Source organism: Actinobacillus vicugnae, from assembly GCF_901687125.1.
GTDB classification, from domain to species: domain Bacteria; phylum Pseudomonadota; class Gammaproteobacteria; order Enterobacterales; family Pasteurellaceae; genus Actinobacillus; species Actinobacillus vicugnae.
This window is the reverse complement of the sequence record NZ_CABFJY010000026.1, coordinates 1-11,726: the sequence shown is the minus strand read 5'-3', so window position 1 is coordinate 11,726 and position 11,726 is coordinate 1. Positions and strand designations below refer to the sequence as shown.

Below are 11,726 nucleotides of genomic sequence, written 5' to 3'. Positions count from 1 at the left end.
TATGCGAAGTGTTTGAAAAATATGGGCAACAAGCGGAATCGGACTGGGTTAAACAACGCGCAAGTAATTTAGAGATAGGGCTGGAAGTTGGGCAGTTTAGCACGAGTAAAGAGGCGTATTATTTTCATCCGTTGGGATTGGTGGGGTTACTAAGCGTACAAAATAAAGAGTGCTTTTGTTATGCTCAAAATTTGATGTCATCTCCTTGTGATGGTCAAGGAACACCTGTATTAGAAGAGCATTATGAATTATTAGCCAAAGAATTAGGTGTAGAAAAAGAAGTTCTTAAAGCTGTTGCTGAAGTCGAATCAAGAGGAGAAGGATTTATTAATGTTAATGGTGTTCGCAAAGCAAAAATTCTATATGAAAGACATTATATGTATAGATTATTGCGAGATGAAAAAAATTATTCTACTGAACATTTAACTAAATTAGTTAATGAAGATCAAGATATCATTAATAAACGTATGTCTGAAAAATATGGGACATCATTATATCAATACACAAGGTTAGAAAAAGCTAAGAAAATAGATAATTATTCTGCAATAAAGAGTTGTTCTTGGGGACGGTTTCAAGTTATGGGAATTTATTATGATAAAGGTGGATATGTTTCTCCATCAGAATTTGAAAGAGCTATGCATTTATGTGATCTTCAACAATTTGTTTATTTTAAAAATTATCTTAAGAAAGTTGCACCTAGCATTATTCCAGCGATGAAATCTAAGGATTGGGCTAGAATTGCACGTATATATAATGGACCTGATTATAGTAAAAACCAATATGATATAAAAATGAAGAGTGCATATAATAAATATATAGCTTCTAAAATTGGAGGATAAGATGTATAAATTAGTATTGATTATAATTTCCTGTTTACTAAGTGAAGTCTCATTTAGTAATAATATGTCATTAAATCTTAATAGTGAATATGTATTGGAAATTTATAAAAATGGAAAAGTGATGGATAGAATTGATTTCTTTAGAAATTTAAAGAAAAAAGAGAAAGAGGGAGAAGTAAGTTTATCTCAATCCGAGTTATCTTTAAATAATAATGATAATTATTATATTCTTGAAATAGATCTGTTTTCTTCAAGATTTTATGAGGAGTTTTATATTAAAAACAATAAGGATATTTTTTTAATTGAAAGGCTAATAACCACTAGCGTAGCTAAAGATGATTTCGATGTAAAAAAAGAGGTTTGTGAATTTGTAATAAATAAAGACATTAAGAATTATGAGTATGTATTAGCTGATAATAAACAGAATGGTAGATGTGAAACATTTTATATGTTAGATAATTCACTGTATGACTTGGAAAACTATTTATTATCAATCAGAAACAATGATATGCTTTTATTAGAAATTGATAGAACAAGGTTAGATTGGTATCTTAAGCGATTTCCATTAAGTGTAAAAACGGTTACTAGATATAACAATATTGCTTTTTATTTAGGTGAATCTAGTAATAAAGAAAGTAGAGGGGTGGCTGAATTTTTGTTGAAAAAAGTTATCAGTGAATTTCCTAATAGAATTGTTGCTTATCTTAATTTAGGAGATCTTTATTGGAAAGAGGGAGAAAAAAACAAGGCTATATTAATGTATAAAATATATATTAATAAAATTGAGCATAATGGAAAGAGAGATAAGATACCCAAGAGAGTAATTGATAGAGTTACTAATGAGTAGTTATCATAGGTGTATGATATAAAAAGACATTAATATGTGGATAAAGGCAGAAGATGTTGATTTGAAAGAAAAATAATCGTTAATCAAAATACGATGAAAAATAACCGCACTTTGGAGATAAACTCAAACGCTTCAAAGTGCGGTTAATTTTTTATAAATTTTATATAACAAGCGGTTAGAACTGTGAAAAAATTTGCGAAAATTAGGGCAAAAGTGACCGCTTGCTAAGTGGAGATAATGCTCCCCTTGTCGGAAGTAGAAAAGCTGACGGTGAGTGACAATCCGAAAGATAAAAATGCCAAACAACGGACTTACTACAATATTCAGCCATATTTACACGGCAGGAAAAGTGATGTAGGGATTTATGTTGATCAGCCATATAAAACGCACGGGATACTGTTTGAAGGAGTGGATGTGTTTGACCAACAAACGGACGGCATAAGTATTTTTAAAAACGGCATACATCAGAATCTCGACCCAGACAGCCCTCTGGAACAAACGGAAAAGGAAAAGCTCAGTCCGTTATTTGAAAAGGTATTGAGAGAGTTAGACTTAGCTCAAGACAGTGAAACAGCCCAATTTGAAGCGGGGAAATTGGATAGATTGTCGCTAAATCAGATACAGCAAAGAAGATTAACGGGCGTAGTGGTAAAACATCGGAACGAATGGAAAAAAGGGCGTAGTGAGGATTTTCGTGCGGTATGCGAAGTGTTTGAAAAATATGGGCAACAAGCGGAATCGGACTGGGTTAAACAACGCGCAAGTAATTTAGAGATAGGGCTGGAGATCGGGCAGTTTAGCACGAGTAAAGAGGCGTATTATTTTCACCCGTTGGGATTGGTGGGGTGGTTGGCAAAAACTTGTAAAGAACTTCTAACGAAAGAAATGTTAATGAAGATTTTTAAATCTGCAAAGAAAAAAGAGATTGATGATTATCATGGTCCAATTAATCGGGCAATTTGTATCTTTGGAGTAAATGACATAAAAAGTTTAGCATTTTTTCTTGGACAAGTTTCTGTAGAAACAGAAGATCTTTTATATAAATGGGAACAAGGTAGCGATAGTTATTTTACTAAGAACTATGAAGGAAGAAGTGACCTAGGGAATATCCAATCAGGAGATGGGGCTAGATTTAAGGGACGAGGACTAATTCAATTGACTGGCAGATATAATTACACAAAATTTCAGAAATATGCTAAGGAACATTTTCAGGGATATGAGAATTTAGATGTGACGTCATCAACCTTAAATGCAGATCAAGTGGCTAGCAATTTAGAGCTTAATGTATTAGCAGGTTTTTGGTATTGGTTTATTGGTGAGAAAAGTAGTGCTATACAGAAATATGTGAAGTCAGATGATTACTATTGGGTATCTGTAAAAGTGAACGGTCGGAAGAAACAAAAAAATCCGTACTATTTAGATAAATCTTCAGAGCCTAATCATATGGGAAAAAGAATTGAAAGGACTAAAATAGCGCGTGAGGCACTAGGGGTTTAATTATGAAAAATAAAGTTTTTCTAGTTACAATATTATATTTTCTCTTGTCTATGAATTCATTTGCAAGTGAGTGTTTGTCAGAAAATAATATTTTTATTGATATTCAGAATTATACAGAATCCGAAGGAGAAGAAATTTCAAATTTGAGAATATTGAAAAAAGGAACCAATAAAGTTATTTTTTCTGAGGAGCTTTTGGGGCATAAATCTATTGATAAAGATATAAAGTTTATTGATATGGATTTTGATAAAAAGAAAGAAATTGTTATAAATAGTGATAAAGATCCTAATCATGTGGTTAATTATATAGCAATTAAAATTAATTGTAACAAAATAGAAAGACATCCTCTTTTGGGAGAGTTTGGTGAATTCAAAGGGTATGATGTTTCTGAATCTCAAAAGAAAACTTATATTTATTTAGATGAAAATCATAATATTGCTACTCTTGAATATTGTTACAAGAATAAATTATATCTTTGCAAAAAAAATAGCTTTATAAAAGAGGGGGCTGAACTTATTAGAAAATATGACGATAAAGGAAACATTATCACATCAAAGGTTTTTTTTAATAATGATGAATTACAACCTATCGTAAATACAAAAGTTTATTTAAATAAAAAACCAAATGTGGCAACAGCCAGTTATCTTATTAAAGGAGATAAAGTTACTATATTAGATGAACAAACTGATAACACTAACCAAAGGTGGTACTTCATCAACTACAAAGGAAAAAAAGACATTAATATGTGGATAAAGGCAGAAGATGTTGATTTGAAAGATAAATAATCATTAATCAAAATACGATAAAAAATAACCGCACTTTGGAGATAAACTCAAACGCTTCAAAGTGCGGTTAATTTTTTATAAATTTTATATAACAAGCGGTTAGAACTGTGAAAAAATTTGCGAAAATTAGGGCAAAAGTGACCGCTTGCTAAGTGGAGATAATGCTCCCCTTGTCGGAAGTAGAGAAGCTGACGGTGAGTGACAATCCGAAAGATAAAAATGCCAAACAACGGACTTACTATAATATTCAACCGTACTTACACGGCACGAAAAGCGGTGTAGGGATTTATGTTGATAACAGCCATGTGACGCACGGGATACTGTTTGAAGGAGTGGATGTGTTTGACCAACAAACGGACGGCATAAGTATTTTCAAAAACGGCATTCATCAGAACCTCGACCCAGACAGCCCTCTGGAACAAACGGAAAAGGAAAAGCTCAGTCCGTTATTTGAAAAGGTATTGGGAGAGTTAGACTTAGCTCAAGACGGTGAAACAACCCAATTTGAAGCGGGGAAATTGGATAGATTGTCGCTACATCAGATACAGCAAAGAAGATTAATGGGTGTAGTGGTAAAACATCGGAACGAATGGAAAAAAGGGCGTAGTGAAGATTTTCGTGCGGTATGCGAAGTGTTTGAAAAATATGGGCAACAAGCGGAATCGGACTGGGTTAAACAACGCGCAAGTAATTTAGAGATAGGGCTGGAAGTTGGGCAGTTTAGCACGAGTAAAGATGCGTATTATTTTCACCCGTTGGGATTGGTGGGGTGGTTGGCTGGTAGCTGTCCTGAGAATTGCAAAACAGAGGTCATTAAATTCAAGTTAAATAATGGTGATTATTATATTGTTTCAAAAGATACCCTTGAGTTTATATTGCAAACGGAGGGATATGAAAAATATCCTTATGTTCCGGGTGTTGACAGTGGTATTACTATCGGTTATGGCTACGATCTAGGACAGCAAAATAGCTCACAAATAGCTAAAGATTTATCTGGTCTTTATTCAGCTGATGAAATTAAGCTATTACAAAGTGTTTCTGGTTTGAAAGCACAAAAAGCAAAATCTGCTTTACCTATAGTTTCAAAAATAGCGACATCAAAAGAGACAGCAATAAAATTGAGTGCTATTTCTAAAGCTAGATATGCTCAATCTACATTTGATATATGGTCGGAAGTCATAAAATTGCACCCTCATTGTCAAGGAGCATTACTATCCATTGTGTATAATCGTGGAAATGGGTTAAAAGGAGAGAGAAGAATAGAGATGCGAAATATACAAAATCATTTAAAAAGTGAGAATTATGAACAAATCCCAGAAGAAATTATGGGAATGAAAAGGCTCTGGCTCCATAATCCAGATACTCGAGGATTATTAATAAGAAGAGATAAAGAGGCTGTGTTTTTTAAACAAGGATTAGAGTGTAATTGTTATGAATAAAATTATAGTGGTATTATCAGGTTTTTTTATCTGCAGTTCAGTAAATGCTGAAAATATTTTCAATCCAGAAAGCATTCAAACAAATGAAATTGAAAATTGCATTGTAATAACTAATGCAAAAATAGAAAATGAAATAAGAAAGTTAATTTCAGATAGAATTTATGCATTAAATAGTTCAGAAATTTGTCAAGAGCGTTTTAGTGAAGTTTATCCAGGAAAGGAAGCTAATATTGAGAAATTGCTATGCATTCAAGAACTGCTTACAAAAGAAAAAAATGAGCTTCAACTTAAATTTGGTAAAGAAACTAGAGAAGGAGTGATAGTCTCTGAAAAAGTTTTTTTATATAAAATACCAAACCAAATAACTAAGATATATTTGGTTAGAGGAAATAAGGTAACCATTTTGGAAGAGAAAATCGATGAGTCTAACCAAAAATGGTACTTCATCAATTACAAAGGTAAAAAAAATATTAATATGTGGATAAAGGCAGAAGATGTTGATTTGAAAGAGAAATAATCGTTAATCAAAATGCTATGAAAATTGACCGCACTTTTGAGATAAACTCAAATGCCTCAAAGTGCGGTTAATTTTTTATAAATTTTATATAACAAGCGGTTAGAACTGTGAAAAAATTTGCGAAAATTAGGGCAAAAGTGACCGCTTGCTAAGTGGAGATAATGCTCCCCTTGTCGGAAGTAGAGAAGCTGACAGTGAGTGACAATCCACAAGATAAAAATGCCAAACAGCGGACTTACTACAACATTCAACCATACTTACACGACAGGAAAAGTGATGTAGGGATTTATGTTGATGATAGTCATGTAACACACGGGATACTGTTTGAAGGAGTGGATGTGTTTGACCAACAAACGGACGGCATAAGTATTTTTAAAAACGGCATACATCAGAATCTCGACCCAGACAGCCCTCTGGAACAAACGGAAAAGGAAAAGCTCAGTCCATTATTTGAAAAGGTATTGAGAGAGTTAGACTTAGCTCAAGACAGTGAAACAGCCCAATTTGAAGCGGGGAAATTGGATAGATTGTCGCTAAATCAGATACAGCAAAGAAGATTAATGGGTGTAGTGGTAAAACATCGGAACGAATGGAAAAAAGGGCGTAGTGAAGATTTTCGGTCGGTATGCGAAGTGTTTGAAAAATATGTACACAAGATAAAAAAGTGCAGAAAAATTAATGAAAACCGTTTTGCACTGAATGAAATCCAAGACAATTACGGCAACCGCCAACAGTTTATTTACGACAACAACACGCAAAATTTACCCAAAGCCATTATTGATGGCAATGGTCGGATATTCCAATTACATTTCACCCATATTGACACAATCAACGATTGGCGATTAAGTGCGGTGTCATGGTTAAAACAGCCTTTGGAAGAGATTGACCTTAACGCCCTTTCTGCGACTGCACCGACTGAACAAAGTGAAGAAAGACAAATCTTGGTTTCCTATGGTTATAACGACCAGGGTGATTTAATTGAGGTACGCAACAGCCAAAATGAGATTGTGCGCACTTTCACTTATCAAAATCATATCATGACCCGCCATACGGACAGCGCAGGCTTGGTGTCGGAATACGAATACAGCGATTACCGCCCGCAAGGTAAAGTGCTTCGTAATAAAACCAACCTCGGCGAAGATTGGCGATTTGCGTATTTTCCGACTTACACCACGGTAACGGATAATCTCAACCGCACGGAAACTTATTACTTTGATGAGCACCAAGAACTCACCAAACAGGTGTTTGCCGACGGTTCGGCTATCGAATTGGAACGCGACAATCTCGGCAGAATACTGAGCCAAACCGACCGGGCGGGCAACAGTACTTATTTTGAATACACTCATCAAGGGCAAGTGAGCAAAATCACCCGCCCTGATAACGTGATGGTGCATTCGCTGTACGACAATAATGGCAACCTGGTGGCGCAAACCGATGCCAACGGCATAATGAACCGCTTTGAATACAATGAACAAGGCAACCTAATTCGTCAACTCAATGCGTTAGAGCAAGAAACGACCTTTGACTATAACGACAAGGGCTTGCTCACAAGCGTGAAAGACCCGTTAGGCAACAGTACGCAATTTGACTACAACGCCAACAACCAACTGTGCCAAACGGTGGATTGCTCGGGCAATAAAACAAACTTCGATTACAACGAATGGGGACAACTCACCAAACAAACCGACCCGCTCGGCAACAGCACAAGTTATGAGTACGACGGCAATCACAACTTGATTGCCACAATTCTACCTGACAATAGCAAAAATCAATATGAGTACGACAAGGCAAACCGCTTAATTCGTCATATCGACCCGAAAGGCAATAAAACCCAGTACCAATACAGCCTCGACAGCCTGCCAACCCAACGCACTAATGCGCTTGGGCAGACTTTCCAGTATCGTTATGACAATGCCAGACGACTCACTGCGTTAATCAATGAAAACCAAGCCGTTTACCAGTTCTACTACAACGAGCTGGACCAGCTGACGCAAGAAAACGGATTTGATGACAAAGTCACCACTTACCAGTACAATCCAAACGGCGAATTGGTGAAACAGTTTGAGTATGGCATTTTGACAACTAACAAACCAAATCCGCAACCGCTACGCGTAACGGAGTTTAAGCGCAATCAACTCGGGCAACTGCTTGAGCAACATATTCAACAGGGTGAACGACACTTGCACACCCGCTACGGATACGACAAAGCGGGTAATCTAACTACAGTTGAAAGCGGACAACATCAGCTTCACTTTAGTTATGATAAAATCGGCAGAATGATAAAACAAAGTGCTCGAAATCATCACCAAACACAGACGTTAAAATATGAATATGACGCTAACGGCAATCGCACCAAATTGACGTTGCCGAATAGCGAACGCCTTTCCTATCTTTACTACGGCACGGGGCATTTGACCGCCATAAAATTCAATGAACAGTTAATCACTGAAATTGAACGCGACCACTTACATCGCGAGATTAGTCGTACTCAAGGAACACTCATTAGCCAGTATCAACTCGACCCTGTGGGCAGATTAATCTCACAACAAACCCAAAATGAAATCGGCAGTTTTGCGCCGAAAATTAACCGCACTTATGGTTACGATAAATTAGGTAATTTGGTAACAACAGAGACCAAACATCAATTAACACCGCCTGAAATTAATCAATATATTTATGACGAATTAGGCAGAATTGCAAAAGCGGACAAAGAGATTTTCAACTTTGACCCTGCACATAATATTATTGATAAAACTGATGAAATCGTTAAAAACAACCGTGTGTCATCATTTGACGGAATTAAGTACGAATATGATACATTCGGCAATACGATTAGAATTCAAGAAAGTGAAACCGAATATCAATTACTTTCTTATGACCTGCAAAATCAATTGATTCGTGCTGAAATCTATTCACGTTACCATAAACCTGAAGTTTGGGAATATGGTTACGACCCACTGGGCAGACGAATTTCCAAAACACAAGTGCGGTCAGAAAATAAGAAATTTTTAACCACGGAGTTCGTATGGGACGGCTCGCATTTAGTGCAAGAAATCGATCACAAAACCGACCGCACTTATAATTATATTTATAGCCACCCGAACAGTTATGAGCCTTTGGCGCAAGTTTACACGGAAAACGGCGAGCAAGTAGTTAATTATTTCCACTGTGATCAAATTGGTGTACCTCGTGAAATGACGGATAGTCAAGGCAATATAATTTGGCGTGGAAATTATTACGCGTGGGGTCAGCTTAAACCTAACCGTGAAAATCACACAGCTCACCAACCATTCAGACTTCAAAACCAGTATTTTGATGAAGAAACTGGTTTGCATTATAACTTCTTCCGCTATTATGATCCGATTTTAGGGCGGTTTATTAATCAAGATCCGATTGGGCTTGCTGGTGGAGAGAATTTATATCGACTTGGGGATAATGTTCAAAACTGGAGAGATCCATTAGGTTTATATACAGAGATAATAATTTGGGAACCTGTTGGTTGGGGAGCATCATCTTTTGGGCATGTATCATCAAATGTAAATGGAACTAATTATTCTTGGGGACCTAAGGGGTGGGATACAGTTAAATCAGCGAATACTTATGCTAACAAACAAACAGAGTTTCGTTCAGGCGTTGGTATAATCATGGATTTAACTAAAGAACAAGAAGATAAATTGGAACAATGTTACAAAAGAGAACGTAGTTCATATAATTTTGCTATAAATAATTGTGGCGATCCTCATGAAGAATGCTTAGCTGAAGTATTAGGAAAAAGAATAACATACTCTATGCGACCTGTTCCTATTGGTAATGAATTGCATATGTCTGAATATTCAAAAGGGAAAGTAATTTATAAAGGACCAGATAGGCATTGGTATCAAAGTAATCCTATTTCAAGTATGTCTAAATAAAAATCAATATTAGCAGGTAATAAAATGAAAAATATTTTATATGTATTACTATTTTCAATAGTATTTTATTTTTTCTATGAAAAAAATGTTTATCTAGTTTCTTTGAGCGATACTCCATATTTCCTTTCATTAGATGAAGCTTTAGGAATTGAGAAATGTGATAATTGCATGAGCTTGAATAAAGGAGAATATGTAAAAGTTAATAGGTTGATTGATGTAAAAACTAACTTTGTTTATGAGGTTTTTGTAGGTGAAAATAAAAGATATGTCAATTATGGTGACTATGTCGTAATTAATAAGAGTAAATTATTTTAATTTATAATTATATGTCATCACACGGATCAGGTGTTACACAATAAAACCAACCTCGGCGAAGATTGGCGATTTGTGTATTTTCCGACTTACACCACGGTTACCGATACCCTCAATCGCACCGAAACTTATTATTTTGACGAACATCAAGAGCTGACAAAACAAGTGTTCGCAGACGGCAGTGCTATTGAGCTTGAGCGTGATAACCTCGGCAGAATACTGAGCCAAACCGACCGCGCGGGCAATACCACTTATTTTGAATACACCAACCAAGGGCAAGTGAGCAAAATCCCCCGCCCTGATAACGTGATGGTGCATTCGCTGTACGACAATAATGGCAACCTGGTGGCGCAAACCGATGCCAACGGCATAATGAACCGCTTTGAATACAATGAACAAGGCAATCTTATCCGTCAAATCAACGCACTTGAGCAAGAAACCAGCTTTGACTACAACGACAAAGGTTTACTCACTGCGGTCAAAGACCCGTTAGGTAATGCCACTCAATTTGACTACAACGCCAACAACCAACTGTGCCAAACGGTGGATTGTTCGGGCAATAAAACCACTTTCGATTACAACGAATGGGGACAACTGACCAAACAAACCGACCCACTGGGCAATAGCACAAGCTATGAGTACGACGGCAATCACAACTTGATTGCCACAATCCTGCCTGACAACAGTAAAACGCAATACGAGTATGACAGGGCAAACCGCCTAATCGCCTATATCGACCCGAAAGGCAATAAAACCGAATACCAATACAGCCTAGACAGCTTGCCAACCCAACGCACCAATGCGCTTGGGCAGACTTTCCAGTATCGTTATGATAATGCCAGACGACTCACTGCGTTAATTAATGAAAACCAAGCGGTTTACCAGTTCCACTACAACGAGCTGGACCAGTTGACGCAAGAAAGCGGATTTGATGACAAAGTTACCACGTACGAATACAATCCAAACGGCGAATTAGTGAAACAGTTTGAGTACGGCATTTTGACGGCGGGAAGCCCAAATGCGAGCAATCCGCAACCGCTACGCGTAACGGAGTTTAAGCGCAATCAACTCGGGCAACTACTTGAGCAACATATTCAGCAAGGCAGTCAAAATACGCGCACGCGCTATCAATATGATAAATCAGGGAAAATTGTGCAAGTGGAAAGTGGTCAATATCAGCTACAATTTAGCTATGACAAAGCGGGCAAATTGACGAAGCAGGCCGCCCGAAATGGCAATAACGCACAAACCTTGAAATACGAATATGATGCAAATGGCAATCGCACAAAATTAGTATTGCCGACGAGCGATAGAATCGGTTATTTTTATTATGGAACAGGGCATTTAAGTGCAATTAAAATTAACGAAACATTAGTAACGGAAATCGAGCGCGACCACTTGCACCGTGAAATTAGCCGTACTCAAGGCGCGTTAATTTCGCAATTTGAGTTTGACCCTGTAGGCAGATTAATTGCGCAACAAGTTCAAAACGACATCGGCAATTTTGTGCCGAAAATTAATCGTAAATATAGTTATGATAATGTTGGTAATTTAGTTAAAACGGAAAATTATTATCCGC

Annotated in this window: 8 protein-coding genes and 1 pseudogene; all 9 read left to right on the top strand. The window is 36.7% G+C overall.

Features of this window, described 5'->3' with window-relative positions; all coding sequences use genetic code 11:
- Nucleotides 1-839: N-acetylmuramidase family protein (locus F8M47_RS07160; RefSeq protein ID WP_150539442.1), on the top strand; the 839-nt coding region annotated here is incomplete at its 5' end.
- Nucleotide 840: 1 nt separating this feature from the next.
- Nucleotides 841-1,686 carry a tetratricopeptide repeat protein gene (locus F8M47_RS07155; RefSeq protein ID WP_150539441.1) on the top strand — a complete coding sequence of 282 codons (846 nt, stop codon included), beginning with the start codon at nucleotides 841-843 and terminating at the stop codon, nucleotides 1,684-1,686.
- Nucleotides 1,687-1,923: 237 nt separating this feature from the next.
- Entirely contained in the window at nucleotides 1,924-3,183 is a 1,260-nt protein-coding gene (locus F8M47_RS12280; protein WP_244298083.1) for a glycoside hydrolase family 19 protein, read from the top strand.
- Nucleotides 3,184-3,185: 2 nt separating this feature from the next.
- Nucleotides 3,186-3,968, top strand: a complete 783-nt coding sequence (locus F8M47_RS07145; protein ID WP_150539440.1) for a hypothetical protein — start codon at nucleotides 3,186-3,188, stop codon at nucleotides 3,966-3,968.
- 161 nt (nucleotides 3,969-4,129) lie between these two features.
- Nucleotides 4,130-5,407, top strand: coding sequence for a lysozyme family protein (locus F8M47_RS07140; RefSeq protein ID WP_150539439.1), 1,278 nt, complete (start codon nucleotides 4,130-4,132; stop codon nucleotides 5,405-5,407).
- On the top strand, nucleotides 5,400-5,924 hold the full coding sequence (locus tag F8M47_RS07135; protein WP_150539438.1) for a hypothetical protein: 525 nt from the start codon (nucleotides 5,400-5,402) through the stop codon (nucleotides 5,922-5,924). Before F8M47_RS07140 ends, F8M47_RS07135 begins: the two co-directional genes overlap by 8 nt.
- Before the next feature lie 161 nt (nucleotides 5,925-6,085).
- Nucleotides 6,086-9,835: an RHS repeat domain-containing protein gene (locus F8M47_RS07130; RefSeq protein WP_150539437.1), complete on the top strand. Its 3,750-nt coding sequence runs from the start codon at nucleotides 6,086-6,088 to the stop codon at nucleotides 9,833-9,835.
- A 24-nt stretch (nucleotides 9,836-9,859) separates the two neighbouring features.
- Entirely contained in the window at nucleotides 9,860-10,150 is a 291-nt protein-coding gene (locus F8M47_RS07125) for a hypothetical protein (protein ID WP_150539436.1), read from the top strand.
- Nucleotides 10,151-10,180: 30 nt separating this feature from the next.
- A pseudogene (locus F8M47_RS07120) lies at nucleotides 10,181-11,726 on the top strand (RHS repeat protein); the annotation flags it as partial.

What these genes read in the sequence shown, in the direction of transcription:
- F8M47_RS07155 (WP_150539441.1), top strand. Translation starts at nt 841, where the DNA reads ATGTATAAATTAGTATTGATTATAATTTCCTGTTTACTAAGTGAAGTC.
- F8M47_RS12280 (WP_244298083.1), top strand. Translation starts at nt 1,924, where the DNA reads ATGCTCCCCTTGTCGGAAGTAGAAAAGCTGACGGTGAGTGACAATCCG.
- F8M47_RS07145 (WP_150539440.1), top strand. Translation starts at nt 3,186, where the DNA reads ATGAAAAATAAAGTTTTTCTAGTTACAATATTATATTTTCTCTTGTCT.
- F8M47_RS07140 (WP_150539439.1), top strand. Translation starts at nt 4,130, where the DNA reads ATGCTCCCCTTGTCGGAAGTAGAGAAGCTGACGGTGAGTGACAATCCG.
- F8M47_RS07135 (WP_150539438.1), top strand. Translation starts at nt 5,400, where the DNA reads ATGAATAAAATTATAGTGGTATTATCAGGTTTTTTTATCTGCAGTTCA.
- F8M47_RS07130 (WP_150539437.1), top strand. Translation starts at nt 6,086, where the DNA reads ATGCTCCCCTTGTCGGAAGTAGAGAAGCTGACAGTGAGTGACAATCCA.
- F8M47_RS07125 (WP_150539436.1), top strand. Translation starts at nt 9,860, where the DNA reads ATGAAAAATATTTTATATGTATTACTATTTTCAATAGTATTTTATTTT.